The following is a 26,504-nucleotide window of genomic DNA, read 5'->3' as shown; positions in this document are numbered from 1 at the left end:
GAGCGAAGCCGAGAGCCTGGGGGAAGGTGGGCGCAGCCACAGGTCAGCAGTACCGTCGGTCCAACGGTCCCCCGGCCCCACGTATCGTGCGAACACGACGACGGCAGGGCAGAGGGGCAAGAGTGACAGAGGCGACGGAAACCCCCGCGGCAGCGGTGCGCGTACACAACCTGTGGAAGGCCTTCGGCGGGCAACTCGCCGTGGCCGGCATCGACCTCACCCTCCCCGCGGGAAAGTTCATCGGCCTCGTCGGCCCGAACGGCGCGGGCAAGACCACCACCCTCTCCATGGTCACCGGCCTCCTCCGCCCCGACCAGGGCACGGTCGAGGTCGTCGGCCACGACGTCTGGCGGGACCCCGCCGAGGTCAAGGCCCGCATCGGCGTGCTCCCCGAGGGCCTGCGCCTGTTCGAGCGCCTGTCCGGCCGCGAACTCCTCGCGTACACGGGAAGGCTGCGCGGCCTGCCCGGCGAGGAGGTCGACAAGCGGGCCACCCAGCTCCTGGACGTCCTCGACCTCGCGGGCGCTCAGCACAAGCTGGTCGTCGACTACTCCACCGGCATGCGCAAGAAGATCGGCCTGGCGGCGGCCCTGCTCCACAACCCGGAAGTGCTCTTCCTCGACGAGCCGTTCGAGGGCGTCGACCCGGTCTCCGCGCAGACCATCCGCGGCGTCCTGGAGCGCTACACCGCCTCCGGGGCCACGGTGGTCTTCTCCAGCCACGTGATGGAGCTGGTGGAGTCCCTGTGCGACTGGGTCGCCGTCATCGCGGCGGGCCGCATTCGCGCCCAGGGCCCCCTCGCCGAGGTCCGCGGCGACGCGGCGACGCTCCAAGAGGCGTTCCTCGAACTCGTCGGCGCGGGCGGCCGCGACGCGGGCTCGGACCTCGACTGGCTGGGCGGCGGCGCCCGATGACCGTCCCGGCCCCCGCACCGGCCGCCCCCACGGCCCCCAGCCCCGGGCTCACCCCCGTCTTCGTACGCCTGAAGCTGTCCCTCCTGCGCAACGGCCTGCGCCAGTCCTCCGGGCGCCGCGCCGCGTACGTGGCGTCGGCCGTCGTCGCGCTCCTGTTCGCCGCGCTCCAGCTCCTCGGCCTGATCCTGCTGCGCGGCAGCGAACACGCCGCCACCGTGTCGATCATCCTCGTCGCGGTCCTCGCGCTCGGCTGGGCCGTGATGCCGCTGTTCTTCCCCAGCGGCGACGAGACCCTCGACCCCACCCGCCTGGTGATGCTGCCGCTGCGCCCGCGGCCCCTCGTCAGCGCCCTCCTGGTGGCCTCGCTCGTCGGCATCGGGCCGCTGTTCACGCTCTGTCTGGCGCTCGGCGCGGTCATCGCGGTGGCGGACGGCGGGGCGGCCCTCGCCGTGGGCGTCGTCGCCGTACCGCTGACGCTGCTCGTCTGCGTGGCGCTCGCGCGGGCCGTCGCCGCCGCCAACGTCCGCCTGCTGACCAGCCGCAAGGGCCGCGACCTCGCCGTACTCAGCGGACTCGTCATCGCCGTCGGCGCGCAGCTCGTCAACTTCGGGGCGCAGCGGCTCGGCTCCTCGGAGGCGGGCCTCGGCGAGCTGGATCCGGCGGCGGACGTGCTGGGCTGGATCCCGCCGTCGTCGGCGCTGTCCGCGGTGCACGCGGCCGGTGAGGCGCGGTACGCCACGGCGGCCGCCCAACTCGCCCTGTCCGGCGTCGCCCTCGCCCTGCTCCTGCGCCTCTGGCAGCGCAGCCTCACCCGCCTGATGACCACGCCCGACGGCTCCACGCTCGCCGCCGCGGAACCCTCCCGCAAGGGCCGCGGCACCGAGGGCGGCCTCTTCGCCCTGCTCCCCGCGGGCCGCACCGGCCCCGTCATGGAGCGCACCCTCCGCTACGTCTGGCGCGACCCCAAGACCAAGGCGGCCTGGGTGACGTCCCTGGCCATCGGCCTGATCGTGCCCCTCTTCAACGCCCTCCAGGGCACCGGCTCCCTGTACTTCGCGTGCTTCGCCGCCGGGATGCTCGGCATCCAGATGTACAACCAGTTCGGGCAGGACACGTCCGCGTTCTGGATGGTCGCGATGACGATCTCCACCACCCGGGACGCGTACGAGGAGCTGCGGGCCCGCGCGCTCGCGCTGCTCGTGATCACACTGCCGTACGCGACCCTCGTCACCGTCCTGACGACGGTGCTCCTCGGCGAGTGGCAGGCCCTGCCGGAGGCCCTCGGCCTGTCCTTCGCGCTCCTCGGCGCCATGCTGGCCACCGGCGCCTGGTCGTCGGCCCGGTTCCCCTACTCCATCCCGCAGCAGGGCTACAAGAACGTCGCCCCCGGCCAGGCCGGCCTCGCCTGGATCTCCATCCTCGGCGGGATGATCGCCGCGGCCGTGCTCTGCGCGCCCGTCCTCGCCTTCACCATCTGGCTGCACGTCGCGGACCACGGCTCGTCGAGCTGGGTGCTGCTGCCCCTCGGGGCGCTCTACGGAGCCGCCGTCACGGTGGCGGGCCTGCGCCTCGCGGCGCCGCGGGTGGCACGGCGGCTGCCGGAGATCCTGGCGGCGGTGAGCAAGGGCTGAGGGCGCGCTGGGCAAAGGCCGCCGGCGCGGTGGGCGGGGCTGAGGTGAGGCGGACACGCAGCGACCCGCGAGCCGTGGTTCCCCTGCCGTGAGGCCGGGGAAGCCGGCCGGACGTACCGGCGGCTCGCGGGTCGGGTGACTGCTTGGAATTTCGGCCGGCTGCGCACATGGATCGCACGCTGGTCCGGCACCGCACTGAGTGTGGTGGCGGGCCGCTAGCCCGCAGTCACCTCTTCCGTCCGGTAGTCATACATCTGCCGAACCACCTCCTTTCCGAAGTGACACTCACCCTAGAAAGCCCGGCCCGAGCCGTTCAACTGTTTTTCTGAGACCTTGGTCCGGCAACGATTTGCCTCAACTTCCGGGAACCTACTGTGGGCTGTGTCACGTTCAAGTTGAATGATCCGACGACGAGGACGATGAGGACAGAGCCTGCAGGGGGGTCCGGGTGAGTGCTTCCCGACAGAGCGGAACCACCGACGAACTGGGCCCCGAGGAGCCCGAGCCCGGCGGGGCCGAGCTGCTCGCCGCGCTGCTCGACGGGATGGACGCCGCGTTGTGCGCGTTCGACGCCGACGGAGTCGTGACGCACTGGAACCGCGAGGCCGAGCGGATCCTCGGCTGGTCGGCCGCGGAGGCGGTCGGGCGGCGCGGGTTCGCCGGCTGGGCGGTCCGCAGCGCCGACGCCGAGGACGTCGAAGGGCGGCTGCTCTCCGCCATGCACGCGCCGGGGCGGCAGGTCGACGAGTTCGCGCTGCTCACGAAGGACGGCGGGCGGGTGCTCGTGCGGACCCAGACCTCGGCCGTGCGCGGTGGCGACGGCAAGCCGAGCGGGGTGTACTGCGCCTTCAGCGAGGTGCACACCCAGATCGACCTGGAGCGGTCCATCGCCCTGAGCGAGGCGCTGTTCGAGAACGCCTCGTGGGGCGTGGTGCTCGTCGACGCCGATCTGCGGCCCGCCGTGGTGAACGCCCACGCCGCGCGCGCCCTCGGCATGGGGCGCACGGCGCTCCTCGGGCGGCCGCTCGGCGAGGTCCTCTCCCAGGGCGTCGAGGAGCTGGAGAGCGCCCTCACGCACGTGCTCGCGGAAGGCGCGCCGCCCGCCCCCGCGGAGATGTGGCTCGCCGTCCGCGGGGACGGCGGCGAACCGGAGCGGCGCTGCTGGCGCAGCGGGTTCCTGCGGCTCGGGTCGCCGCTCGCCGAGGAGCCCGTGCCGCTGGGCGTCGGCTGGCTGTTCCTGGACGTCACCGAGGCCAAGCAGACGGAGGCCGAGGCGTCCCAGCTGCGCTTCCGGTCGCAGCAGTTGCACCGGGCCGCGCGGGCCGCCGCCGAGTGCGAGGACCCCATGGAGGCGGCCACCGTCCAACTCGACTTCGCCCTCGCCGGGTTCGCCGATCACGCCCTGGTCGACGTCGTCGAGAGCGAGGAGCCCCGGCTGCGGCTCGTCCGGGCCGTCGTCACCCCCGCCGGGGCGCCCGGGCCCTGCCAGCCCGCGGGCAAGGCGCGGTTGCCGCTGCGGTACTCGGAGGGGCATCCGGCGCCGCAGTGCGTCGAGCGGGTGGGGTCGGTGCGGGCCACCGCCGCCACCGACGATCCCGCGCGGGCCCGGGAGTGGGCCCTCGCCCGGCAGTGGCCCGAGTCGTCCGTCCACGCGCTGTGCGCGGTGCTGCGGAGCCGGGGGCGGACGCTTGGGGTGATCACCTTTCTGCGGGGGGCCGCCCGTTCGCAGTTCGAGCGGGCGGACGCGGCGTACGCGGAGAGTGTCGCCGCGCGGGTCGCGGCTGCGCTGGATCTGGCGGGGGTGGGCGGGTAGGTCCGCGCGGGGACGCCCCGGTCCCGCCCCTTCTCCGACGCCCCGGGCCCCGGGCCCCGGGGGAGGGTGTCCCGTGGCGGGTGGGACGGTCCTCCCTCGAATCAGCGCTGCGCGCCTCGTCCTCGATCTCCCCCAAGCTCTCAAGGAGCAGGGGGACCCCTACGACGGGCTGGATACTTCGCCGGGGCGTGCTGGAAAAAGTGCCTGGGACGGCCCCCCTACGCCGCGTGCAACGCCAGCGTCGGTGACAGCCGCGCCGCCCGCACCGCGGGGTACAGCCCCGCCACCGTGCCGATCACCAGGGTCGCGCCGAAGCCCGTGGAGACGGACCACAGGGGCACCACCCAGGGCAGCCCGCCGGACGCGGCGTACGCGGCTGTCGCCGCTGAGCCGAGCGCGACGCCCGCGAGGCCGCCGAGGCCGGACAGCAGGAGGGACTCGGTGACGAACTGGACGCGGATCTGGCCGCGGGTGGCGCCCAGGGAGCGGCGCAGGCCGATCTCGTAGCGGCGCTCCAGGACCGAGATGATCATGGTGTTGGCGACGCCCACGCCGCCCACGAGGAGGGCGATGCCGCCGAGGCCGAGGAGCAGCGTGGAGAACGCGCCCTCCGTGTCGGCCTTCGCCTGGAGCGCGGCCGACGGGTCGGTGACCTTGACGTCGCGCGGGCTCTCGGGCGAGATCGACGCGGCGAGCAGCGCGCGCACGTCGTGCACGGCGTCGTCGGCCGAGCGCTCGTACAGGGACGTCGGGTGCCCGTCGAAGCCGAGCAGCGACTTCGCCGCGGCCCAGCCGGTGAGGGCGGAGCGTTCGATGTCGGGGGCGAGGGGCAGTGGCGCGAGGATGCCGATGACCGTGAAGTAGCGGTCGTCGACCCACACCTGCTGTCCCGGCGAGGTGATGCCGAGGCGCCGGGCGGCGACGTGGCCGAGGACGATCGACGGATAGCGGGAGTTGGCCGCGTTCAGCCAGGTGCCGCTCGCCGTCCGGCCGCGCAGGACCTTCAGGAGGTCCTCCGTGGCCGCCTTGACGGCGATGCCGCCCGTCTCGCCCTCGGGGATCTTCTCGCTGCGCCGCACCGTGCGTTCGAGGTCGCCGGTGGCGCCGACGTCCTCGACGCCCTCGATGCGGGAGACCCGCCCCACCGCGTCCTTGGGCAGCTTCGGCTCCTCGCCGGAGAACAGCGGGTCACCGGGCGCGGCCACCAGCATGTTCGTACCCAACCTGTCGAGTTTTTGGAGGAGTTGGGCCTTACTGGAGGCCGAGACGCCGACCACCGCGACCATCGTGGCGATGCCGATCGCGATGCCGAGGGCGGAAAGGACCACGCGCATCGGGCGGCTGCGCAGGCCGGACGCGCCGACGTGGGCGATGTCGCGCGGGCTGAGCCGGGCGGCGCGCAGCCGCCCGCGCCGAGTACGGTCTGCGGTCATCGCGCCACGGCTCCCTGTCCTCGTACGTCCTGGACCGGCCCTCGCCCCGGTACGTCCTGGACCGGCCCTCGCCCCGGTACGTCCTGGACCGGCGGGCCGCCGTCGTGGACCACCCGGCCGTCGCGGATCCGCACCTGCCGGGGCAGCCGGTCCGCGATCTGCCCGTCGTGCGTGATGACGGCGATGGTCGCGCCCTCGGAGTTGAGGCCGTGGAGGAGTTCGATGACCGACTCGCCGGAGGCGGAGTCGAGAGCTCCGGTGGGTTCGTCGGCGAGCAGCAGGTCCGGCTCGCCGACGACCGCGCGGGCGATGGCGACGCGCTGCTTCTGGCCGCCGGACAGCTCGTGCGGCCGGTGCCGCATCCGGTCGGCGAGGCCGACCCGGTCCAGGGCCTCGGCGGCGCGGGCCCTGCGCACGGCGCGCGGCAGGCCGGAGTAGAGCAGGCCCTCGGCCACGTTGTCGCGGGCGCTGACGCCGGGGACGAGGTGGAAGGCCTGGAACACGAAGCCGATGCGGGAGGCGCGCAGTGCGGACAGGCTGCGGTCCGAGAGGGACGCCACATCGTGTCCGGCGATCTCGACCGTCCCGGCGGTCGGCCGGTCCAGCGTGCCGACGATGTGCAGCAGCGTCGACTTGCCCGAGCCCGACGGGCCGACGATGGCGAGGAGTTCGCCCTGAGCCACATCGAGGTCGACTCCGCGCAGGGCGGCGACACCGCCCGGGTACTCCTTGGTGACACCGGTGAGGCGGACGACAGGTCGGGGGGCGGGGCGGCCGTCCCCGTACGCCCCCTGTCCGACCGTCGCCCGAACAGGCCGCGCGTTCATATCTTCGGCACCCCGACCTTCATCCCGGCCCGCAGCCCGCCGCCGCTCACCTCGACCCGGCCCGAGCCGAACATGCCGAGCCGCACGCGCACTTGGCGGGCCTTCCCGTCGGCGACGACCTGGACGCCGTAGCCGCCGCCGGGCAGCGCGAGGAGGGCGTTGACGGGGACGGACAGGACGCCCTCACGGGTCTCGCCGGTGAGGTTCACGGTGACCGGGGACTGGTCGAAGCCGCGGACGTCGGACGGGTCGTTGAAGGACACCGTCACCGGGATCTTCGGGGTCTTGTCGGCCGGGTCGTCCCCGGGCTTCGCGGTCCTGCCGACCGCGGCGACCCGGCCGGACGCCGTCGAGCCGTCCGGAAGCGACACCTCGACCTTCGTGCCGACCTTCGCCAGCTTCCCGTCGGCCACGTCGAGCTGGAACCGCACGACGCGCTCGGACGCCGTCGTCGTCAGCACCGGACGGCCGGGCGAGACCTGGTCGCCGACCGCCGCGGCCACGGACTTCACGCGCACCGCCGACGGCGAGAAGGCGATGTCGCCCGGCTCGACCCGCCCCGTCCGCCGCCGCTCGTGCGCCTTCTGCCAGCGCTTCACGGCGGCCGCCGTGCCCGCCGTGTACTCCTCGTCGACAGCGAGCCCGGCCGCGTACCCGAGCGCCTGGAGGTTCAGCTCCAGCTGCCGTACGTCCTCGCCCTCGGAGCCCGGCTTGAGGGTGCGGTACATGGGCACCGTGCCGTACATCAGGCGTACGGGCACTCCGTTGACCTCGTACAGGCGTCCGTCGCGCCGGATGGTGTCGCCCGTGCCAGGGGTGCGGGTGAGGATGCCCGCGGCACCCGCGTTGACCTTGCGTTCCTTGGCGTAGCCGAGGGTGCCGTCGACCTGGGTGCCGCTGCTGAGGTCGCCGCGCTCGACGGCCGCGGTGGCGGGCGGCAGATCCGTGCTCCGCGTCGAGCCGCCGTCGTCGCCGCCCGACCCGCCGAACCCGGTGACGGCGAAACCGGCGCCGGTGACCGCGAGCAGCGCGACGACCGTCGAGACGACCGCTGTGCGCCGCCTCATCCGACGATGCCCTTGCACGCCTCGGCGGCCTTCTCCATCTTCTTCATCTCGGCGCCCTTCGGAGCGGGCATCGCGCGCGCCATGCCGTCCTTGAACTCCGGGTCCGGCATGTTGAAGCCGTTCTTGCGCATGCACTGCGCGTACTTGACCATCTTGTCCTTGTCGGCCTGCGAGATGCCGCCGCCCCCGGCCCCCGGGCCTTTGCCGGTGCACTCCTTGAGGGCCTTCTGCATCTTCTCCTTGCTGAGGTCCCCGCCGATCGTGATGCCGTGGCCGTCCTGGCCCGACTTCGGCTCGGGCACCTTCAGGCCGTGCTTGCGCAGGCACTCGCGCTCCTTGAAGGCCTTGTCGGCGGCGTTCTCCTTGCCGCCGCTGTCCTTCTTCCCGCCGTCACCGCCGTCGCCGGAGCAGGCGGTCGCGAAGAGCGCGAGGGCGGCGGCCGCGGCGGCGAGCCCGGCTGAGCGCGGGCGCGTGCGGGTCGCGGTGCGCGTACGTGTGGTCATGGCTTCCCCTGGTTCTGTCGCCGGTCCTGACTGCGGCCCAGACTCACGGCAAGCGGGGTTTCGTCTCTCTCACGGCAAACCTTTACACCGGCGAAAGGTGGCCCTCGGGTACACAGGGCGGCATGCGCGTACTGCTGGTGGAGGACGAGGAATTCCTGGCCGAGATGATCGCCGTCGGACTGCGCCGCGACGCGCTCGCGGTCGACGTGGCGGCGGACGGCCCGACCGCGCTGCGCAAGCTCCAGTTCGGCGAGTACGACGTGCTCGTGCTCGACCGGGACCTGCCCGGCGTGCACGGCGACGAGGTGTGCCGCCGGGTCGTGCGGCAGAAGCTGCTCACCCGCGTCCTGATGCTCACGGCGGCGGGCACGGTGCGCGACCGGGTCGCGGGCCTCGGGCTCGGCGCCGACGACTACCTGACCAAGCCGTTCGCGTACGACGAGCTGCTCGCCCGGGTCCTCGCCCTCGGGCGGCGCGCCCGGCCCGCCCTGCCGCCGGTCATCGAGCGCGCGGGCGTCGTCCTGGACACCGCGCGCCGCCAGGCCAGCAGGGACGGCCGCCACCTGTCGCTGTCCCGGAAGGAGTTCGCCGTCCTGGAGGCGCTGCTGCGCGCGGACGGCGCGGTCGTCAGCGGCGAGGACCTGATCGAGCAGGTCTGGGAGGAGGACACCAGCTACCGCACCAACGCCGTCCGCGTCACCCTCTCCAAGCTCCGCGCGAAGCTCGGGGAGCCGGGGGTGGTGGAGACGGTGCCGGGGGCGGGGTACCGGATATCGGGGGTGTCGCCGTGACCCCCGTCGCCCCGGGTGTGGGCGCGCCCGCCGCGCCGCGCCGCAACGGCGTCCACCACCTCCGCGGGTTCGGCGCGCCCCGCGGCCTCGGCCTGCGCGGCGAGCGCGCCCGCCTGACCGCCCTGTACGGCGTCCTGCTCGTCCTCGCGGGCGCGCTGCTCACCGGCGTCGTGTACGTCCTCGTACGGCAGGGCCTGTACTCGTCGATCAGCACGGCCGTCACCACGGCAGCGCCGGGGGCCAGGACGGACCGGGCCGGCTTCGGCCCGCCGTGGGTCATGCCGACGCAAGGGGCGGTGGCCGCGCCCGCGCGGCCCTCGAAGCTCTCCGACACGGTGCCCGCGCAGGCGGTGACCCGGGTCAGCGACGCCGCCGGGGAGGCCGCGCTCGGCCGGCTCCTCTCGGTGTCCGTGATCGTCCTGGCCGCGTACACCGTCCTGTCCCTCGCCCTCGCCTGGTGGATGGCGGGCCGTGTCCTGCGTCCCGTCGCCGTGATCACCGCGAGCGCGCACCGTCTTTCCGCCTCCAACCTGCACGAACGCATCGCCCTCGACGCGCCGCCCGGCGAGCTGAAGCAGCTCGCCGACACCTTCGACGCGATGCTCGACCGCATCCAGCGGCTGGTCGGCGCGCAGCAGCGGTTCGCGGCCAACGCGGCGCACGAGCTGCGCACGCCCCTGGCCGTGCAGCGCGCCGCCGCCGAGATCGGGCTCGCCGGGGACCCGCCGCCCGAGCACGTCGCCCGCATCCGTACGAAGCTGATCTCCGTCGCCGACGACAGCGAACGCCTCATCGAGGGGCTGCTGCTGCTCGCCACCACGGAGCAGGGGGGCGCGGGCGCCGGACGCGGCGGGCGGGCCGGGCCCGGCGGGCGCGAACCCGTGGCCCTCGACGTCACCGCGCACGGCGTGGCCCGGGCGCTCGCCGACGAGGCGGCCCGTCACGACGTCACGGTCACCGTGCGGGCCGCCCCGCTCACCGTCCACGGCGACGGCGTGCTCCTGGAACGCCTGGTGCACAACCTGGTCGCGAACGCCGTACGCCACAACGTCCCCGGCGGCCACGCCGAGGTGACCACGACCTCCGACACGCTCACGGTCACCAACACGGGCCCCGACATCCCGCCCGCCACCGTCACCCACCTCTTCGAGCCGTTCCACCGCCTGCGCCCCCGCACCCACGCCCACGGCGAGGGCGCGGGCCTGGGCCTGTCGATCGTGACGGCGATAGCGAGGGCGCACGGGGGGACGGCGGAGGCGGAGGCGAACGGCAGGGGCGGCGGCCTACGGGTGACCGTGCGCTTCCCTCCGGGCGCCACCGGAGGCGCGCCCGTCAGGGGCGCGGGGCTGTGTTGAGAACGCGGCTCCGCCGCGTGGGCGCGACCAGCCCCCACCGACCCACAGGATCACACCCGCCCCACGAGCGGAGCACTCAATGCCGGTAGAAGATCCGATCCCCGTACTCGGAGAAGACCCGCCCGTTCCAGTCATGGCCCCCGTCCACGTTCGCGGACCGCAACAGAGGCGGCTGGATCCCCCGCTCAGCCAGCGCGGCGGCAGCCGTGGCCACCATGGCCTGCATCAACGCGCTGGCGACCATCGTGGACGCGGGCCCGAAGGGCGCGTCCACGGAGTCGAGGGCGATCTCCGCGTCCCCCACGGCGATCTTGGAGTCGAGGACGACGTCGCAGTGGTCCTTGAGGAAGGTCTTCGAGACGTGCCGGGACTTCGTCTCCGTGGCGTACGCCACCGAGGTCACGCCGATGACCTTCAGGCCGAGGGCGCGGGCGTTCATGGCCATCTCCACGGGCAGCGCGTTCCGCCCGGACAGGGAGATGATCACCAGGACGTCGCCGGGCCGGACCGGGCTGGAGTCGAGGACGGCGCCCGCGAGCCCGTCGACGCGCTCCAGGGCCGAGCCGAGCGTCGCGGGCATCACGTCGACGCCGACGACACCGGGCACGGACAGCAGGTTCATCAGGGCGAGGCCGCCCGCGCGGTAGACGACGTCCTGGGCGGCGAGCGAGGAGTGGCCGGCGCCGAAGGCGAAGAGGCGGCCGTCCGCGGCGACGGCGTCGGCGATCAGCTCGCCCGCGGCCGTGATGCCCGCGGACTCCTCGTCCCGGACCCGCCGCAGCAGGTCGATGGCGGCGTCGAGGTAGCGCGCGGCGAGCACGTCGCCGCTGCCGCCGTCCGATCCCTGGCCGCCCTGGGGTCCCGTGCCCATCCGCGAACCTCCTTGGTCCCGCCGTCGTCCCGTCGTGTCGCGGATCACGGTGCGGTCTGGACCAGTGCCCTGTCAATACGGCCCTGGACCGCCTCTTTTCCCGGCGCAACCCGGTTGTCAGTGGTATGCGTCAGAATTGAGGGCAGGGCCAGCGCACGAGCGAAATCTGAGGGGCACCCATGTCGGGGCTTATTGACACCACTGAGATGTATTTGCGCACCATCCTCGAACTGGAGGAGGAGGGTGTCGTCCCCATGCGCGCCCGGATCGCCGAGCGGCTCGACCAGAGCGGACCGACGGTGAGCCAGACGGTGGCGCGCATGGAGCGCGACGGCCTGGTGGCCGTCGCCAGCGACCGGCACCTGGAGCTGACCGAGGAGGGCCGCCGTCTCGCCACGCGCGTGATGCGCAAGCACCGCCTCGCCGAATGCCTCCTGGTCGACGTGATCGGCCTGGAGTGGGAGCAGGTGCACGCCGAGGCCTGCCGCTGGGAGCACGTGATGAGTGAGGCGGTGGAGCGCCGCGTCCTTGAGCTGCTCCGCCACCCCACCGAGTCGCCGTACGGCAACCCGATCCCGGGCCTGGAGGAGCTGGGCGAGAAGGACGGCGCCGACCCGTTCCTGGACGAGGGCATGGTCTCCCTGACCGACCTCGACCCGGGCAAGGACGGCAAGACGGTCGTGGTGCGCCGGATCGGCGAGCCGATCCAGACGGACGCCCAGCTGATGTACACGCTCCGGCGCGCGGGGGTGCAACCCGGCTCGGTCGTGAGCGTGACGGAGTCCGCCGGAGGGGTACTCGTGGGCAGCAGCGGCGAGGCCGCCGAGCTGGCGGCCGATGTCGCGTCGCACGTGTTCGTCGCCAAGCGCTGACCGCGCCCGGCTCCGGACCCCGGCAGGTCTCGTCGCTGGTGTCAACTCCCGCCACCCGAGGGGCAGTTGAGGCGAGTCCGAGACCCGCCGGAATCCAAGATTCAGTGTGCCGAATCGCAGCGCCGGGACGGTTTGCGTGCGAGGCTGTCGCGTGAGGCATATGACGTGAGGGCTCTTGACCGTGCCGGTACCGGGGCGGCGCCGGAGAAGGGGCGGAGGATGTGCCCGACAGGTGGACCGGGACGCGCGGGGAGCGGCGCCGCGCGCGGCGCGCACACAGAGGGCCCCGGCGCCCTTGGGCGCCGGGGCCTGTCCTCCCCTGTACTGACCCGGAGCCCCGAGCTCCCAGGGTCACCCCCCTCGGACCCGCTTCCCCAAGCGGCCCGCCCCCCGTGGAAGATCTCCCCTCGGCGGCGGCGGTCAATCCTTGAGCATGGTCACCCGAACGAGGGGTGTTGGCGGCAAGACGGCCGCTACCGAATGAGAGTTCGATAGCGTGCCGGGGCGCGCGAGTGAACGACCCGAGCGGAGTCAAGGGGGGTGCCTGGGACCATGGTGCGACGCATCGACGTGACCGGCGCGGGCGGCGTGAGCCTCGCCGCCTGGGAGTACGCCGACCCTCCCAAATCCAGGGAGGCCGACTCGCCTCCGGGCGGAGTGCTGTTACTGCACGGCCTGATGGGCCGCGCCTCGCACTGGGCGAGCACGGCGCGCTGGCTCTCCGAGCGCCACCGCGCGGTCGCCCTCGACCAGCGGGGCCACGGCCAGAGCGACAAACCCGCCGAAGGGCCCTACGACCGCGAGGCGTACGTGGACGACGCCGAGGCCGCCCTGGAACAGCTCGGCCTCGCGCCCGCCGTGCTCATCGGGCACTCCATGGGCGCGCTCACCGCCTGGCAGCTCGCCGCGCGCCGCCCGGACCTGGTCCGGGGCCTGATCATCTGCGACATGCGCGCGTCGGCCCTCGGCGCGGCCTCCCAGCGGGAGTGGGAGGACTGGTTCAAGTCGTGGCCGGTGCCGTTCGCGACGCTCGCGGACGTGCGGAAGTGGTTCGGCGAGGACGATCCGTGGGTGGAGCGGCCGAACCCCTCACGCGGCGCGTTCTTCTCCGAGGTCATGGCCGAGGGCGAGGACGGCTGGCGGCCCGTCTTCGACCCCGCGCAGATGCTGAAGTCCCGCGAGACCTGGGTGTACGACGCGCACTGGGAGGAGCTGGTGCAGGTCCAGTGCCCCGCGCTCGTCGTGCGCGGGCTCGACGGCGAGCTGGGCCGGGCCGAGTCCCAGGAGATGGTCCGCGTCCTGCCCCGTGGGGCGTACGCGGAGGTGCCCGACGCCGGCCACCTCGTCCACTACGACCAGCCGGAGGGCTGGCGGCAGGCGATCGAGCCGTTCCTGGACGGCGTCCTGGCCGGGTCCTGACCCCACCGGCCCGTCACCGCCGCCCCACGAGGCCACGGCCCCCACGAGGCCACGGCCCCATGAGGGCGCCACCCCATGAGGCCGCCGCCCCGGTCAGGGGCTGAGGCGCTCGGCCCCGGTCAGAGGCTGAGGCGCTCGGCCCCGGTCAAGGGCTGAGGCGCTGCAGGGCCCAGGAGGCGTCCGGGGCGGCCCGGCTGTAGACCAGGCGGTCGTGCAGCCGGTTCGTGCGGCCCTGCCAGAACTCGACGGACAGCGGGGTGACGCGATAGCCACCCCAGTTCGGCGGCGCGGGGACCTGCTCGCCCTCGGGATACCGCGCCGCCAACTCCGCGTACGCGGCGTCCAGTTCGTCCCGGGAGGCGATGACGGACGACTGCGCGCTGGCCCAGGCGCCGAGCTGCGACCCGTGCGGCCGCCCCCGGAAGTAGCGCACCGTCTCGTCCCGCCCGATCCGCTCCGCCGTACCCGCGACGATCACCTGCCGGGCCATCGGATGCCAGGGGAAGAGCAGCGAGACATACGGGTTGGCGCCGATGTCCCGGGCCTTGCGGGACTCGTAGTTGGTGTAGAAGACGAAGCCCCGCGCGTCGTAGCCCTTCAGGAGCACCGTGCGGGAGCTGGGTCGGCCCTGCGCGTCCGCGGTCGACACGACCATGGCGTTCGGCTCCCTGATCACCCCGTCCGCGGCGGCGGCCTCGGCCGCCGCGGCCGCGAACCAGTGCCCGAACTGTTCGATCGGATCAGCGGGGAAGTCGGCCTCTGCGATGCCGTCGGCGCGGTACTGCGCACGCATGGCGGCCACGTCGGAGAGGGCGCCGCCGAGGCCGGAGGCGGCAGGCCCGGGCGCGTCGGGCGCGGTGGCGCGGAAGTCGGTCACGCGGTCATCTTGCCGTATCCGAACACCTCGCCCCACAGCGGCAGTCGGCGGGCGCGCGGCCCCACCTGAAGGTGATGTGTGGCACTGGGTGCCGCAGTCCATCGCCAAGGGTGGCACCAAGGGTTATCGTTCCGAAGCCGTGTCGGTTGGGTGACCTCCGGCCGCGCGGGGCATCACCGGGTTACCCCGACCCCAGAGCCCAGGCCTCGGGTCGCACACATGCCAGTCGTACACACATCGCCGTACACACCGTGTCGCCCACATCATGAGGAGCCGCCTGATGTCCGACTTCGTACCCGGACTTGAAGGAGTCGTCGCGTTCGAGACGGAGATCGCCGAACCGGACAAGGAAGGCGGTGCCCTGCGCTACCGGGGCGTCGACATCGAGGACCTGGTCGGCAACGTCTCCTTCGGCAACGTGTGGGGCCTGCTCGTCGACGGGGCCTTCGACCCCGGACTGCCCCCGGCCGAGCCGTTCCCCATCCCCGTGCACTCCGGTGACATCCGCGTCGACGTCCAGTCCGCGCTCGCCATGCTCGCCCCCGTCTGGGGCCTGCGCCCGCTCCTCGACATCGACGAGGCCCAGGCCCGCGACGACCTCGCGCGCGCCGCCGTCATGGCGCTCTCCTACGTCGCCCAGTCCGCCCGCGGCCAGGGCCTGCCGATGGTCCCCCAGCGCGAGATCGACAAGGCCGAGACCGTCGTCGAGCGTTTCATGCGGCGCTGGCGCGGTGAGCCCGATCCCCGGCACGTCCAGGCCGTCGACGCGTACTGGACGTCCGCCGCCGAGCACGGCATGAACGCCTCCACCTTCACCGCCCGTGTCATCGCCTCCACCGGCGCCGACGTGGCCGCCGCGCTCTCCGGGGCCGTCGGCGCCATGTCCGGGCCGCTGCACGGCGGTGCGCCCTCCCGTGTCCTCGGCATGATCGAGGAGATCGAGCGCACCGGTGACGCCGTCGCCTACGTCAAGCAAGCCCTCGACAGGGGCGAGCGGCTGATGGGCTTCGGGCACCGCGTCTACCGCGCCGAGGACCCGCGGGCCCGGGTGCTGCGCCGCACCGCCCGTGAGCTGGGCGCGCCGCGCTTCGAGGTCGCCGAGGCGCTGGAGAAGGCCGCGCTGGACGAGTTGCACGCCCGCCGGCCCGACCGGGTGCTCGCCACCAACGTGGAGTTCTGGGCAGCGATCGTGCTCGACTTCGCCGAGGTCCCCGCGCACATGTTCACCTCGATGTTCACCTGCGCCCGCACCGCCGGGTGGTCGGCGCACATCCTGGAGCAGAAGCGCACCGGGCGCCTGGTGCGGCCGTCCGCGCGCTATGTGGGCCCCGCGGCGCGTGCTCCGCACGAGATCGCTGGGTATGGAGACCTCACGGGCTGAGCGCCGCACCGCCGGGACGTCGGCGCCGGGCCGGGGCAGGGACGCCCCGGCTCGCGCCCCCGGGGCTCCGGCTCCCGGGGGCGCGCCCGCAGGCCGACAACAGCTGAGGACGGTCCCCATGCGGCGGAAGCCGACACGCGCACGTCTGCTCACCGGTTCCGGTACGGCTCTCGCGGCGGCCGCCGCCCTCGCCCTGCCCCTCGCGGCCCCCACGTCCGCCCGTGCCACCCCGCCCGGCCCGGGCGTCACCGGCGAACTGATCCACCAGAGCACCGTCGGCGACACCGACTACATCGTGCGGCGCGTCACCGTCCCGCCGGGTCAGACCACCGGCTGGCACTACCACGACGGCCCCCTGCACGCGGTGATCAAGAAGGGCACCCTCAGCCACTTCGACAAGACGTGCGCGTCGGACGGCGTCTACCCGACCGGCTCGCGCGCCTACGAGCCACCGGGCCCCGGCAACGTCCACATCGGCCGGAACCTCGGGTCCGGCCCGCTCGTCCTCGACGTCCTCTACGTCCTGCCGCGCGGCGCGCCCCTGTCCCAGGACGCGCCCAACCCGGGCTGCTCGTTCGAGTAGCGCGGGACCGTCAGCCCAACGCCTCGTCCACGAGCCGCCCCCACTGCGCCACCACCCGCTTGCGGCGGGCCCCGTCGTCCGTGAGGAGGTTCGCGAGGCCGAGGCCGCGTGCCATGTCGAGCAGCCCCTGGACGGTCTCCCGGACCCCGGGCACGCGCTCGTCGGCCCCGAGGAGCTCCACCGCGATGCGATGCGTCTCGCGGCCGACCCGGGCCTCGAGTTCGGCGACCCGGGGCCCTAGCTGGTCCTCGTTGGAGGCGGCGACCCAGAGCTGCAGGGCGGCCCGGAAGAGGGGGCCGGTGTAGAGGTCGACCAGGGCCGCGACGACCGCGGTCCGGTCGGCCCCGGCCGCGGCGCCCTCGGGGAAGAGCCCGCGCAGGGCGGCCGACCGCTCCTCGGCGACGTACTCGACGGCCGCGGTGAACAGTTCCTCTCGGGTGCGGAAGTGGTGCTGGGCGGCGCCCCGCGACACCCCGGCCCGCTCGGCGACCACGGACACCGTCGAGCCCGCCCAGCCGTGCTCGGCGAGGCAGGACACGGCCGCCTCCAGGAGCCGCTGCCGGGTGACCCGGCTGCGGTCCTGCTTGGGCGCGCGGTCGTCCTCGATCACGCCGGCCATCGGCACTCCCCGGTCATGCCGCCCCTCCGTACTCCTCGGTCACAGCGCCCCTCCACGTCCCCCGGTCACGGCGCCCCTCGACGCCTCCCGGTCACAGCGCCCACGACCGCTCCCGTCGTTCCAGGAACGCCTCCATCCCCTCCTTGGCCTCGGCGGAGCCGAAGCGGTGGGCGGAGAGGGCCACGAGGGCGTCCGCTTCCTTGTCGAATGCGTCAAGAACCCTAGCCGTGACGAGTTTCTTCGCGTCGGCCAGCGCCCCCGGAGCGGCCTTGCGGAGCCCGTCGAGCACCGGATCGAGGACCACGCCGACGCAGTCGTCGGCTCCCGCGTAGGCCGTGATCAGGCCGATGCGGGCCGCCTCCGCCCCGCCGAAGCGCTCACCGGTGAGGTAGTAGCGGCTCGCGGCGCGCGCCTCCAGGCGGGGCAGGAGCGTCAGGGAGATCACCGCGGGGACGACGCCGATGTGCACCTCGGTCAGCGCGAACGACACGTCGGGGCCGCCCGCCACCACGATGTCGCAGGCCCCCAGCAGCCCGAGCCCGCCCGCCCTGACGTGCCCGCGCACCCGCGCCACCACCGGCTTGGGCAGCTCGACGAGTTGCCTGAGCAGCGCCACGAACGCCCCCGGGTCCGGCGGTTCGCGCAGGTCGGCGCCCGCGCAGAAGGTGTTGCCGGTGTGGGTGAGCACCAGTGCGCGCACGCCGTCGTCCATACCCAACTCGGTGAGCGCGTCCGCCAGTTCGGCCACGAGCGCCGCCGAGAGCGCGTTGCGGTTCGCGGGCGAGTCCAGGGTGAGGGTGACGATGCCCCGGTCGGGAGCCGAGACCAGGACGGAACCTGTCCGGAATTCCATCAGAACTCCCTAGTACGACTTGGGCAGGCCCAGGGTCTGGTGGGACACGAAGTTGAGGATCATCTCCCGGCTCACCGGCGCGATCCGCGCGACCCGGGACGCCACGATCAGCGAGGCGAGCCCGAACTCCTTGGTCAGGCCGTTGCCACCGAGGGTGTGCACGGCCTGGTCGACGGCCTTCACACAGGCGTCGGCCGCCGCGAACTTCGCCATGTTCGCGGCCTCGCCCGCGCCCATGTCGTCGCCGTCGTCGTAGAGCCGGGCCGCCTTCTGCGTCATCAGGCGGGCCAGCTCGATCTCGATGTGGGACTGGGCCAGCGGGTGCGCGATGGCCTGGTGCGCGCCGATCGGGGACTTCCACACGCTGCGTTCCTTGGCGTACGCGACGGCTTGCGCGAGGGCGAAGCGCGCCATGCCGAGGGAGAACGCGGCCGTCATGATCCGCTCCGGGTTGAGTCCGGCGAAGAGCTGGAGCAGACCGGCGTCCTCGTCGCCCACCAGCGCGTCGGCGGGCAGCCGCACCTCGTCGAGGACCAGCTCGAACTGCTTCTCCGGGGCCTGGAGTTCCATGTCGATGCGGTGGCGGGCGAAGCCCGGCGCGTCGCGCGGGACGATGAACAGGCAGGGCTTCAGCTTGCCCGTGCGGGCGTCCTCGGTGCGGCCGACGATCAGGGTCGCGTCGGCGATGTCCACGCCGGAGATGAAGACCTTGCGGCCGGTCAGGATCCAGTCGTCGCCGTCCCTGCGGGCGGTGGTGGTGATGCGGTGCGAGTTGGAGCCCGCGTCGGGCTCGGTGATGCCGAACGCCATCGTGCGGCTGCCGTCGGCGAGCCCCGGCAGCCACGTCCGCTTCTGCGCCTCGGTGCCGAAGCGGGCGATCACGGTGCCGCAGATCGCCGGGGACACCACCATCATCAGGAGCGGGCTGCCGGCCGCACCCAACTCCTCCAGCACGATGGCGAGTTCGGCGATTCCGCCGCCCCCGCCGCCGTACTCCTCGGGCAGGTTCACGCCCAGGTAGCCCAGCTTGGCGGCGTCCGCCCACAGCGCGTCGGGGTGCCCCTCCTCGCGCACGACACGGGTCATGTAGTCCCGGCCGTAGCGCTTGCCGAGCGCCGCGACGGCCGCGCGCAGCGCCTGGTGTTCCTCGGTTTCGAGCACGGGAGCGTTCACGGTTCTTCCTCCTGTACGTCTTCCTTGACCACAGTGAGATGAGTGAGCTGAGTGAGCTGTACGTCGTCCTCGGCCGCGGTGAGCCGTGCGTCTTCCTGGGCCGCCGCGGCCCTGCGTCCTTCGGGGCCGCCCGCCGTCGGCTACGCGTCCTCCTGGACCACCGCGAGCAGCGCGCCCACCTCGACCTGCCGGCCGGGGACGGCGTGCAGCGCGGCGAGCACGCCCGCGGCCGGGGCCACCACGCGGTGCTCCATCTTCATCGCCTCCAGCCACACCACCGGCTGCCCCGCCTCGACCCGCGCGCCCTGGGCCAGGCCCTCCGCGACCCGCAGGACCGTGCCCGGCATCGGCGCGAGCAGCGAGCCCGGCTCCTGCCGCGCGGTGGGCTCGGGCAGGAGCGACACGGCGTCGAGGGCCACGTTCCCGACGTACACGCGCCCGTCCCCGTACGACGTCACGGCGAACTCCCGCCGTACGCCGTCCACTTCGAGGACCACCGCGTCGGGCGCGGCCCGCACCACCCGCACGCCGTCGGCGACCGGACCGCCGCGCGTGTGCGTGTACCTGACCTCGTGCTCGACGCCGTCCGCCACGGTCCGGTACCGCTTGACCTGGGGCTGGGAGCGCAGGTTGCGCCAGCCGCCGAAGCGGGAGCGTCCGCAGGCGTCGGCGAGGGCGGCGGCGAGCGGCGCGTGCCGGACGTCCGGGCCCGCGCCGGGGGCCGTCAGCTCGGGCACGTGCCGGTCGTAGAACGAGGTGTCCATGCGGGCCGCCGCGAACTCCGGGTGCCGCAGGGAGCGCACGAGGAGGTCCCGGTTGGTGACCGGGCCGTGGATCTCGGTGCGCTCCAGGGCCCCGGCCAGCTTGCGCAGGGCCTCCGCACGGGTCGGGGCGTGGGCGACGACCTTCGCCAGCATCGCGTCGTAGTGCACGCCGACGGTGTCGCCGTCCGCGTAGCCGGAGTCGAGGCGCACCCCGTCCGGCACGGCGACGCGGTGCAGGGTGCCGGTCTGCGGGGCCCATCCGGCCGCCGGGTCCTCCGCGTACAGGCGGGCCTCGACGGCGTGGCCGTGCGCGGGCGGCGGTTCGGCGTCCGGCAGCGGTTCGCCCTCGGCGATCCGGATCTGGAGGGCGACGAGGTCGAGCCCGAACAGGGCCTCCGTCACCGGGTGTTCGACCTGGAGGCGGGTGTTCATCTCCAGGAAGTGCGCGGTGCCGTCGGCGGCGAGCAGGAACTCGACGGTGCCCGCGCCCCGGTAGTCGGTGGCGCGGGCGGCCCGGACCGCCAGGTCGTGCAGCTCACGGACCTGCTCGTCGCAGAGCCCCGGCGCCGGGGCCTCCTCGACGACCTTCTGGTGGCGGCGCTGGAGCGTGCAGTCGCGCGTCCCGAGCGCCCACACCGTCCCGTGCCCGTCGGCCATGACCTGCACCTCGACGTGCCGCCCGCCCTCGACGTACGGCTCGACGAACACCTCGCCGTCCCCGAAGGCGCTCGCCGCCTCGGCCCGCGCGGCCTCCAACTCCCCCTTGAGGGCGTCGAGTTCCCGTACGACCCGCATGCCGCGCCCGCCGCCTCCCGCGGCCGCCTTCACGAGCACCGGAAGGTCGGCCGCCGTGATCGCGTCCACGGGCGGCGGCGCGATCCCCATCAGCTCCTTCGCGCGGGTCTTGGACGCCATCGCCTCGATGGCGTCCGGCGGCGGCCCGATCCACCGCAGGCCCGCGTCGGCGACGGCCCGCGCGAAGGAGGCGTTCTCCGACAGGAAGCCGTAGCCCGGGTGGATCGCGTCCGCGCCCGTCGCCTGCGCGGCCTTCACGATCAGCTCGCCGCGCAGATACGTCTCGGCGGGCGCCGCCCCCGGCAGGCGTACCGCCTCGTCCGCCTCGCGCACGTGCAGCGCGTCCGCGTCGGCGTCGGAGTGCACGGCGACCGTGGCGATGCCGAGCTCACGGCACGTACGGAAGACGCGGCAGGCGATCTCGCCGCGGTTGGCGACCAACAGCTTGGAAATCATGGGTGTTTCCGTCAACTTCCCTCACATCCTGAAGACGCCGAAGCCGCCGCGCGCGCCCTCGACCGGGGCCGTGTGCAGCGCGGACAGACAGATGCCGAGGACGGTGCGGGTGTCGCGCGGGTCGATCACGCCGTCGTCGTAGAGCCGCCCCGAGAGGAACATTGGCAGCGACTCGGACTCGATCTGCTGCTCCACCATCGCCCGCAGCGCCGCGTCCGCGTCGTCGTCGTACGGCTTGCCCTTCGCCGCCGACTGCCGCGCCACGATCGACAGGACGCCCGCGAGCTGCTGCGGGCCCATGACGGCGGACTTGGCGCTCGGCCAGGCGAACAGGAAGCGGGGGTCGTAGGCGCGGCCGCACATGCCGTAGTGCCCGGCGCCGTAGGAGGCGCCCATGAGGACGGACAGGTGCGGGACCTTCGAGTTCGACACCGCGTTGATCATCATGGCGCCGTGCTTGATGATGCCGCCCTGCTCGTACTCCTTGCCGACCATGTAGCCGGTGGTGTTGTGCAGGAAGAGCAGCGGGATGTCGCGCTGGTTGGCGAGTTGGATGAACTGGGCGGCCTTCTGCGACTCCGCGGAGAACAGCACGCCCTGCGCGTTGGCGAGGATGCCGACCGGGTAGCCGTGCAGGCTCGCCCAGCCCGTCACCAGGCTCGCCCCGTACAGCGGCTTGAACTCGTCGAAGTCGGAGCCGTCGACGACGCGCGCGATGACCTCGCGCGGGTCGAAGGGGGTGCGCAGATCGCCGGGGACGATGCCGAGGAGTTCGTCGGCGTCGTACTTGGGCGGCTGGGCGGGGGCGGCCGGGCCGGGGTGCGCCTTGCGCCAGTTGAGGCGGGCGACGACGCGGCGGGTCTGGCGGAGCGCGTCGTGCTCGTCCTCGGCGAGGTGGTCGGCGAGGCCGGAGGTGCGGGCGTGCATCTCGGCGCCGCCGAGCGACTCGTCGTCGCTCTCCTCGCCGGTCGCCATCTTCACCAGCGGCGGCCCGCCGAGGAACACCTTCGCGCGCTCCTTGACCATGATCACGTGGTCGCACATGCCGGGGACGTAGGCGCCGCCCGCCGTGGAGTTGCCGAAGACCACGGCGATGGTGGGGATCCCCGCCGCCGAGGACCGCGTGAGGTGTTTGAACAGGGCACCGCCCGGGATGAAGATCTCCTTCTGGGAGGGCAGGTCGGCGCCCCCCGACTCCACCAGGTGGATGGACGGCAGCCGGTTGGCGTGCCCGATCTCGTGCGCGCGGAACGCCTTCTTCAGCGTCCAGGGGTTGCTGGCTCCGCCGCGTACCGTCGGGTCGTTGGCGGTGATCAGGCACTCCACGCCCTCGACGACGCCGATGCCGGTCACCATGGAGGCCCCGACCGGGTACTCGCTGCCCCAGGCCGCGAGCGGCGACAGCTCCAGGAACGGCGTGTCCGGGTCGAGCAGCAGCTCGATGCGCTCCCGCGCGAGCAGCTTGCCCCGGTCGCGGTGGCGCTTGACGTACTTCTCGCCGCCCCCGTCGAGCGCCTTGGCCTGCTCGGCGTCGAGTTCGGCCAGCTTGGCGAGCATGGCGGCGCGGTGGTCGGCGTATTCGGGGCTCGCCGGGTCGAGCGCGGACGCGAGCACGGTCACAGCAGTACCTCCGGGATGTCGAGGTGGCGGGCGCGCAGCCACTCGCCGAGGCCCTTGGCCTGCGGGTCGAAGCGGGCCTGTGAGGCGACTCCCTCGCCGAGGATCCCCTCGACGTGGAAGTTGAGGGCGCGGAGGTTGGGGAACACGTGCCGGGTCACCTTCAGCTCGCGGCTCTCCGGGACCAGACCCTGGAACCTTTCGACGGTCAGGTGATGGGCGAGCCACCGCCAGGCGTCGTCGGTACGCACCCACACGCCGACGTTGGCGTCCCCGCCCTTGTCCCCGCTGCGGGCACCGGCGACGGTCCCGAGCGGCAGGCGCCGGGTCCGGTCGTACGCCAGCGGCTCGGGCAGCTCAGGCGGCTCCACGTCGGCCAACTCCCGCGTGCCGCCCGCCGTGGCCGAGGCCGCAGGGACGTCCACCCGCAGCCCGTCCGGCGTCACCGCCACCTGCCGTACGGAGGCGGCGTCGACGTACACCGCCTCGAACACGCCGTATGGAGTTCCCTTGCCGGGCGGGGCGGTGACGTGGAAGCCGGGGTAGCTGCCGAGGGCCAGCTCGATCGCGGCGCCGCTGAGGGCGCGGCCCACCACGTCCGCGTCCCGGTCGCGCACGACGAGCCGCAGCAGGGCGCTCGCGGTCTCCTCGGTGTCGGCGTCCGGGCGGTCGGTGCGGGCCAGCTCCCACCGCACCTCGGCGGGGCGGGACTTGGAGTGGCTGAACGCGTCCTCGATCTGGGCGCGGACGAGGGCGGCCTTCGCGTCGACGTCGAGGCCGGTGAGGACGAACACGACCTCGTTGCGGTGCCCGCCGAGGCGGGTGAGACCGACCTTGAGGGTGGGCGGCGGCGCCTCGCCCCGCACGCCCTCGACGCGGACGCGGTCCGGCCCGGCCTGGGCGAGGCGGACGGTGTCGAGGCGGGCGGTGACGTCGGGCCCGGCATAGCGGGCGCCGGACGTCTCGTACAGGAGCTGCGCGGTGACCGTGCCGACGTCGACGACACCGCCCGTCCCGTCGTGCTTGGTGATGACGCAGGAGCCGTCGGCGTGCACCTCGGCGAGCGGGAAGCCGGGGCGGAGCAGGGCCTTGGGGTCGAGCTCGCCGAAGAACGCGTAGTTGCCGCCGGTGGCCTGGGTGCCGCACTCCAGGACGTGACCGGCGACGACGGCGCCCGCGAGCCGGTCGTGGTCGCCGGGGCCCCAGCCGAAGTGGGCGGCGGCGGGTCCGGTGACGAGGGCGGCGTCGGTGACGCGGCCGGTGACGACGACGTCGGCGCCCGCGCGCAGCGCCTCCGTGATGCCGAAGCCGCCGAGGTAGGCGTGGGCGGTGAGGGCGTCGCGGAAGCGGGCGCCGAGGTCGTCGCCCTCCACGTGGGCGACGCGCACGTCCAGGCCGAGGCGCTCCGCCAGCTCCCGCAGCTGCTCGGCGAGGCCCGCCGGGTTGAGTCCGCCCGCGTTGGCGACGACCCGTACGCCCCGGTCGAGGGCCTCCCCCAGGCACTCCTCCATCTGCTTCAGGAACGTCTTCGCGTACCCCCGGTCCGGGTCCTTGAGCCGGTCGCGGCCGAGGATGAGCATGGTCAGCTCGGCGAGGTAGTCACCGGTGAGGACGTCCAGGGGGCCGCCGGTGAGCATCTCCCGCACGGCGGAGTGGCGGTCGCCGTAGAAGCCGGAGGCGTTGCCGATACGCAGGGGGGCGTGCCTACGGGCGGCTCCGGCGCCTTGTTCACCCCGCCCGGCGGCCTCCGCGCTCACGCCCCGCCCTCCCCTGCGCCCTTCACGCTCGCCCGGCCTTCCCCCGGCGGCCCCGCGAACGCCTGGGCGATGGTGAGCCAGTGCTCGGCGTCGGGGCCCTCCGCCGTCAGTGCCAGGTCGTCGCGGTGGGCGCGGCGGGTGGCGAGGAGGCAGAAGTCGAGGGCGGGGCCGGTGACGCGCTGGGCCGCGCCTTCCGGCCCGTACGTCCACACGTCGCCGCCGGGCGCCCGGAGTTCGACGCGGAACTCCTCGGCGGGCGGGGTGAGTCCGCGTACCGCGTACGCGTAGTCGCGGGCCCGGACGCCGATGCGGGCGACGTGCCGGAGGCGGTCGGTGGGGGCGCGCCGGACGCCGAGGGTGTCGGCGACGTCCTGGCCGTGGGCCCAGGTCTCCATGATCCGCGCGGTCGCGACGGACGCGGCGGACATGGGCGGCCCGTACCAGGGGAAGCGGGCCCCCGCGGGCGCCTCCCGCAGCGCGCGCTGCAACGCGTCCCGCCCGTCCCGCCACCGCGCGAGCAGCTCGCCCGGGGGCACCGCGGCCCCTTCCCGGGCGCCGTCGTCGACGAAGGTGTCCGGCGACTTCAGCGCGACGGCCGCGTGCGCGGCGAAGGCGTCGGCGTCGGTCACCGCGAGCAGTGCGGCCCGGTCGGTCCAGGCGAGGTGCGCGATCTGGTGGGCGATGGTCCAGCCGACCGCGGGGGTGTCGAGCGCCCAGCTCGCCTCTCCCAAGTCCCCGACCAGGTGGTCGAGTTCGTCGCTCTCGGCGCGCAGATCGTCGAGCACGGCACTGACGTCGGACACGGTGCGCTCCCCTCCGGGCAGGGCGGTGTGCCAGGGAGCATGGCAGCGCCACGAGAAACAAGCAAGCGTGCTTGGTTATTTTCCGGAGGGGGCGGGTCGCTTTCCGGTCAGACCCCGAGCGGCGACCCGACTACTCGGAAGCGGGCGCCGACTGGCCCGCCCCCGCCCTCTCGGCCGACGGCACCTTCGCCTTCCCCCGCCCGACCTGCGTCCGCACCGCGCCCATGCTTGCCGCGATGACGAGGCCGATCGCGAGGGATTCGACGAGGGTGAGGGACTGGCTGAGGATCAGGAAGCCCGCGAGGGCTGCGATGGCCGGTTCCAGGCTCATCATCACGGCGAACGTGGACGCGGGCAGGCGGCGCAGGGCGAGGAGTTCGAGGGTGTAGGGCAGCACGGAGGACATGACGGCGACGGCCGCCGCGAGGCCCAGGGTGCTGGGGACCGTCAGCTTCGAGCCGGACTCGACGATGCCGAGGGGCAGCACGAGGACCGCCGCCACGGCCATCGCGAGGGCGAGGCCGTCCGCCTGCGGGAAGCGCCGCCCCGTCCGCGCGCTGAACACGATGTACGCCGCCCACATCGCCCCCGCGGCGAGCGCGAACGCCACGCCGACCGGGTCGAGTTCGCCGAAGCCGCCGCCACCGAGCAGGAAGACGCCGCACAGGGCGAGCCCCGCCCAGACGAGGTTCACCAGGCGGCGCGAGGCGATGACGGACAGGGCGAGCGGGCCGAGGACTTCGAGGGTCACGGCCGGGCCCAGCGGGATGCGGTCCACGGCCTGATAGAAGAGGCCGTTCATCGCGGCCAGCGTGGCGCCGAAGGCGACGACAGTGCCCCAGTCGGAGCGGGAGTGCCCGCGCAGGCGGGGGCGGCAGATGACGAGCAGCACGAGCGCGGCGAAGAAGAGCCGCAGCGTGACGACGCCGAGCGCCCCGGCACGCGGCATGAGGCTGACGGCGATGGCCCCGCCGAACTGGACGGAGACACAGCCCGCGAGAACCAGGCCGACGGGACCGAGGGCGGCGCGTCGGCCGCCCCCACCCCCGGCCGCGGCGTCGGCCGCGCCCGCCACCTCGGGCTGTCCGACCGTGACCGGCGCCTCGGCGGCAGCCATGCCCTCGGGCGCCGCCGCCCCGTCCGTACGAGAGATGTTCACGCCACGCCTTTCCCGCCGTCGCTGCCGCGACGACCAGCCGTACAGTCCACGCTCATGGACTTCGCCGTCCAAGGTAATGGACTACGTCAGGGATGTGAAACCCTTTCGCAGCTTACGAAGACCGCACTGCGCCGCACACCCCGAAAAGCCCCCGCCCGCCTCCACCTCTCA

The 26,504-nt window shown here is 73.8% G+C and carries 23 protein-coding genes; 9 read left to right on the top strand and 14 right to left on the bottom strand.

All coding sequences use genetic code 11. The features are described 5' to 3' along the window. Positions 1-122 precede the first annotated feature (122 nt). The 3 genes from QUY26_RS22400 (at position 123) to QUY26_RS22390 (ending at position 4,358) form a co-directional block, all read left to right on the top strand. Complete coding sequence (locus QUY26_RS22400) at positions 123-914, top strand: ABC transporter ATP-binding protein (RefSeq protein ID WP_289949448.1); 792 nt, start codon at positions 123-125, stop codon at positions 912-914. Then, on the top strand, positions 911-2,545 hold the full coding sequence (locus tag QUY26_RS22395; RefSeq protein WP_289949447.1) for a transporter: 1,635 nt from the start codon (positions 911-913) through the stop codon (positions 2,543-2,545). Before QUY26_RS22400 ends, QUY26_RS22395 begins: the two co-directional genes overlap by 4 nt. Before the next feature lie 448 nt (positions 2,546-2,993). Continuing rightward, positions 2,994-4,358, top strand: coding sequence for a PAS domain-containing protein (locus QUY26_RS22390; protein ID WP_289949445.1), 1,365 nt, complete (start codon positions 2,994-2,996; stop codon positions 4,356-4,358). Positions 4,359-4,576: 218 nt separating this feature from the next. Here the strand turns inward: QUY26_RS22390 and QUY26_RS22385 are convergent, their stop codons facing one another. From QUY26_RS22385 to QUY26_RS22370, 4 genes are read right to left on the bottom strand one after another with little or no spacing between them, the layout of a single operon-like run. Beyond that, positions 4,577-5,791, bottom strand: a complete 1,215-nt coding sequence (locus tag QUY26_RS22385; RefSeq protein WP_289949443.1) for an ABC transporter permease — start codon at positions 5,789-5,791, stop codon at positions 4,577-4,579. Continuing rightward, positions 5,788-6,618 carry an ABC transporter ATP-binding protein gene (locus tag QUY26_RS22380; RefSeq protein WP_289949441.1) on the bottom strand — a complete coding sequence of 277 codons (831 nt, stop codon included), beginning with the start codon at positions 6,616-6,618 and terminating at the stop codon, positions 5,788-5,790. The genes QUY26_RS22385 and QUY26_RS22380 overlap by 4 nt, the downstream gene beginning before the upstream one ends. After that, entirely contained in the window at positions 6,615-7,685 is a 1,071-nt protein-coding gene (locus QUY26_RS22375) for an efflux RND transporter periplasmic adaptor subunit (protein WP_289949440.1), read from the bottom strand. Before QUY26_RS22375 ends, QUY26_RS22380 begins: the two co-directional genes overlap by 4 nt. Beyond that, positions 7,682-8,188, bottom strand: coding sequence for a hypothetical protein (locus QUY26_RS22370; RefSeq protein ID WP_289949438.1), 507 nt, complete (start codon positions 8,186-8,188; stop codon positions 7,682-7,684). Before QUY26_RS22370 ends, QUY26_RS22375 begins: the two co-directional genes overlap by 4 nt. Positions 8,189-8,310: 122 nt before the next feature. On the opposite strand from QUY26_RS22370, the gene QUY26_RS22365 reads away from it, so the two are divergent. Together QUY26_RS22365 and QUY26_RS22360 are read left to right on the top strand one after the other, a co-directional pair. Then, positions 8,311-8,979: a response regulator transcription factor gene (locus QUY26_RS22365; RefSeq protein WP_289949436.1), complete on the top strand. Its 669-nt coding sequence runs from the start codon at positions 8,311-8,313 to the stop codon at positions 8,977-8,979. After that, on the top strand, positions 8,976-10,334 hold the full coding sequence (locus QUY26_RS22360) for a sensor histidine kinase (RefSeq protein WP_354670703.1): 1,359 nt from the start codon (positions 8,976-8,978) through the stop codon (positions 10,332-10,334). The genes QUY26_RS22365 and QUY26_RS22360 overlap by 4 nt, the downstream gene beginning before the upstream one ends. 76 nt (positions 10,335-10,410) lie before the next feature. On the opposite strand, the gene QUY26_RS22355 is transcribed toward QUY26_RS22360, so the two are convergent. Continuing rightward, complete coding sequence (locus QUY26_RS22355) at positions 10,411-11,205, bottom strand: SIS domain-containing protein (protein ID WP_289949434.1); 795 nt, start codon at positions 11,203-11,205, stop codon at positions 10,411-10,413. A gap of 179 nt (positions 11,206-11,384) precedes the next feature. Here QUY26_RS22355 and QUY26_RS22350 point away from each other — a divergent pair, with 179 nt between their 5' ends. Beyond that, positions 11,385-12,077: a metal-dependent transcriptional regulator gene (locus tag QUY26_RS22350; protein ID WP_289949431.1), complete on the top strand. Its 693-nt coding sequence runs from the start codon at positions 11,385-11,387 to the stop codon at positions 12,075-12,077. A gap of 552 nt (positions 12,078-12,629) precedes the next feature. After that, complete coding sequence (locus QUY26_RS22345) at positions 12,630-13,496, top strand: alpha/beta fold hydrolase (protein ID WP_289949430.1); 867 nt, start codon at positions 12,630-12,632, stop codon at positions 13,494-13,496. Positions 13,497-13,641: 145 nt separating this feature from the next. On the opposite strand, the gene pdxH is transcribed toward QUY26_RS22345, so the two are convergent. Beyond that, positions 13,642-14,391 carry a pyridoxamine 5'-phosphate oxidase gene (pdxH, locus tag QUY26_RS22340; RefSeq protein WP_436840520.1) on the bottom strand — a complete coding sequence of 250 codons (750 nt, stop codon included), beginning with the start codon at positions 14,389-14,391 and terminating at the stop codon, positions 13,642-13,644. A gap of 262 nt (positions 14,392-14,653) precedes the next feature. Here pdxH and QUY26_RS22335 point away from each other — a divergent pair, with 262 nt between their 5' ends. Both QUY26_RS22335 and QUY26_RS22330 read left to right on the top strand, forming a co-directional pair. Continuing rightward, entirely contained in the window at positions 14,654-15,754 is a 1,101-nt protein-coding gene (locus QUY26_RS22335; protein ID WP_289949428.1) for a citrate synthase 2, read from the top strand. A 118-nt stretch (positions 15,755-15,872) separates the two neighbouring features. Continuing rightward, the gene (locus QUY26_RS22330) at positions 15,873-16,337 is read left to right on the top strand and encodes a cupin domain-containing protein (protein WP_289949425.1); all 465 of its coding nucleotides are present in this window, start codon (positions 15,873-15,875) and stop codon (positions 16,335-16,337) included. 10 nt (positions 16,338-16,347) lie between these two features. Here QUY26_RS22330 and QUY26_RS22325 read toward each other — a convergent pair whose 3' ends face one another. The 8 genes from QUY26_RS22325 to QUY26_RS22290 form a co-directional block, all read right to left on the bottom strand. After that, the gene (locus tag QUY26_RS22325) at positions 16,348-16,956 is read right to left on the bottom strand and encodes a TetR/AcrR family transcriptional regulator (protein WP_289949423.1); all 609 of its coding nucleotides are present in this window, start codon (positions 16,954-16,956) and stop codon (positions 16,348-16,350) included. A 91-nt stretch (positions 16,957-17,047) separates the two neighbouring features. Next, a complete protein-coding gene (locus tag QUY26_RS22320) occupies positions 17,048-17,809 on the bottom strand; it encodes an enoyl-CoA hydratase family protein (protein ID WP_289949421.1) in 762 nt (253 codons plus the stop codon). A 9-nt stretch (positions 17,810-17,818) separates the two neighbouring features. Continuing rightward, positions 17,819-18,982, bottom strand: a complete 1,164-nt coding sequence (locus QUY26_RS22315; protein ID WP_289949419.1) for an acyl-CoA dehydrogenase family protein — start codon at positions 18,980-18,982, stop codon at positions 17,819-17,821. Between the two features lie 140 nt (positions 18,983-19,122). Next, the gene (locus tag QUY26_RS22310) at positions 19,123-20,997 is read right to left on the bottom strand and encodes an acetyl/propionyl/methylcrotonyl-CoA carboxylase subunit alpha (protein ID WP_289949416.1); all 1,875 of its coding nucleotides are present in this window, start codon (positions 20,995-20,997) and stop codon (positions 19,123-19,125) included. A 21-nt stretch (positions 20,998-21,018) separates the two neighbouring features. Next, positions 21,019-22,617 (bottom strand): acyl-CoA carboxylase subunit beta, encoded by a 1,599-nt coding sequence (locus tag QUY26_RS22305; protein WP_289949415.1) that lies wholly within the window; start codon positions 22,615-22,617, stop codon positions 21,019-21,021. Further along, entirely contained in the window at positions 22,614-24,308 is a 1,695-nt protein-coding gene (locus QUY26_RS22300) for an acyclic terpene utilization AtuA family protein (protein WP_289955919.1), read from the bottom strand. Before QUY26_RS22300 ends, QUY26_RS22305 begins: the two co-directional genes overlap by 4 nt. 59 nt (positions 24,309-24,367) lie before the next feature. Further along, positions 24,368-25,174 carry a TIGR03084 family metal-binding protein gene (locus QUY26_RS22295; RefSeq protein WP_289949413.1) on the bottom strand — a complete coding sequence of 269 codons (807 nt, stop codon included), beginning with the start codon at positions 25,172-25,174 and terminating at the stop codon, positions 24,368-24,370. A gap of 130 nt (positions 25,175-25,304) precedes the next feature. Next, on the bottom strand, positions 25,305-26,291 hold the full coding sequence (locus QUY26_RS22290; protein ID WP_436840519.1) for an EamA family transporter: 987 nt from the start codon (positions 26,289-26,291) through the stop codon (positions 25,305-25,307). Between the last annotated feature and the right edge of the window lie 213 nt (positions 26,292-26,504).

The organism is Streptomyces flavofungini, assembly GCF_030388665.1.
Classification (GTDB): domain Bacteria; phylum Actinomycetota; class Actinomycetes; order Streptomycetales; family Streptomycetaceae; genus Streptomyces; species Streptomyces flavofungini_A.
The sequence above is the reverse complement of the archived record's forward strand: the minus strand, read 5'-3'. Positions and strand labels throughout refer to the sequence as shown.

What these genes read in the sequence shown, in the direction of transcription:
- QUY26_RS22395 (WP_289949447.1), top strand. Translation starts at nt 911, where the DNA reads ATGACCGTCCCGGCCCCCGCACCGGCCGCCCCCACGGCCCCCAGCCCC.
- QUY26_RS22385 (WP_289949443.1), bottom strand. Translation starts at nt 5,791, where the DNA reads ATGACCGCAGACCGTACTCGGCGCGGGCGGCTGCGCGCCGCCCGGCTC.
- QUY26_RS22380 (WP_289949441.1), bottom strand. Translation starts at nt 6,618, where the DNA reads ATGAACGCGCGGCCTGTTCGGGCGACGGTCGGACAGGGGGCGTACGGG.
- QUY26_RS22375 (WP_289949440.1), bottom strand. Translation starts at nt 7,685, where the DNA reads ATGAGGCGGCGCACAGCGGTCGTCTCGACGGTCGTCGCGCTGCTCGCG.
- QUY26_RS22370 (WP_289949438.1), bottom strand. Translation starts at nt 8,188, where the DNA reads ATGACCACACGTACGCGCACCGCGACCCGCACGCGCCCGCGCTCAGCC.
- QUY26_RS22365 (WP_289949436.1), top strand. Translation starts at nt 8,311, where the DNA reads ATGCGCGTACTGCTGGTGGAGGACGAGGAATTCCTGGCCGAGATGATC.
- QUY26_RS22355 (WP_289949434.1), bottom strand. Translation starts at nt 11,205, where the DNA reads ATGGGCACGGGACCCCAGGGCGGCCAGGGATCGGACGGCGGCAGCGGC.
- QUY26_RS22350 (WP_289949431.1), top strand. Translation starts at nt 11,385, where the DNA reads ATGTCGGGGCTTATTGACACCACTGAGATGTATTTGCGCACCATCCTC.
- QUY26_RS22345 (WP_289949430.1), top strand. Translation starts at nt 12,630, where the DNA reads ATGGTGCGACGCATCGACGTGACCGGCGCGGGCGGCGTGAGCCTCGCC.
- QUY26_RS22335 (WP_289949428.1), top strand. Translation starts at nt 14,654, where the DNA reads ATGTCCGACTTCGTACCCGGACTTGAAGGAGTCGTCGCGTTCGAGACG.
- QUY26_RS22330 (WP_289949425.1), top strand. Translation starts at nt 15,873, where the DNA reads ATGCGGCGGAAGCCGACACGCGCACGTCTGCTCACCGGTTCCGGTACG.
- QUY26_RS22325 (WP_289949423.1), bottom strand. Translation starts at nt 16,956, where the DNA reads ATGGCCGGCGTGATCGAGGACGACCGCGCGCCCAAGCAGGACCGCAGC.
- QUY26_RS22320 (WP_289949421.1), bottom strand. Translation starts at nt 17,809, where the DNA reads ATGGAATTCCGGACAGGTTCCGTCCTGGTCTCGGCTCCCGACCGGGGC.
- QUY26_RS22310 (WP_289949416.1), bottom strand. Translation starts at nt 20,997, where the DNA reads ATGATTTCCAAGCTGTTGGTCGCCAACCGCGGCGAGATCGCCTGCCGC.
- QUY26_RS22290 (WP_436840519.1), bottom strand. Translation starts at nt 26,291, where the DNA reads ATGGCTGCCGCCGAGGCGCCGGTCACGGTCGGACAGCCCGAGGTGGCG.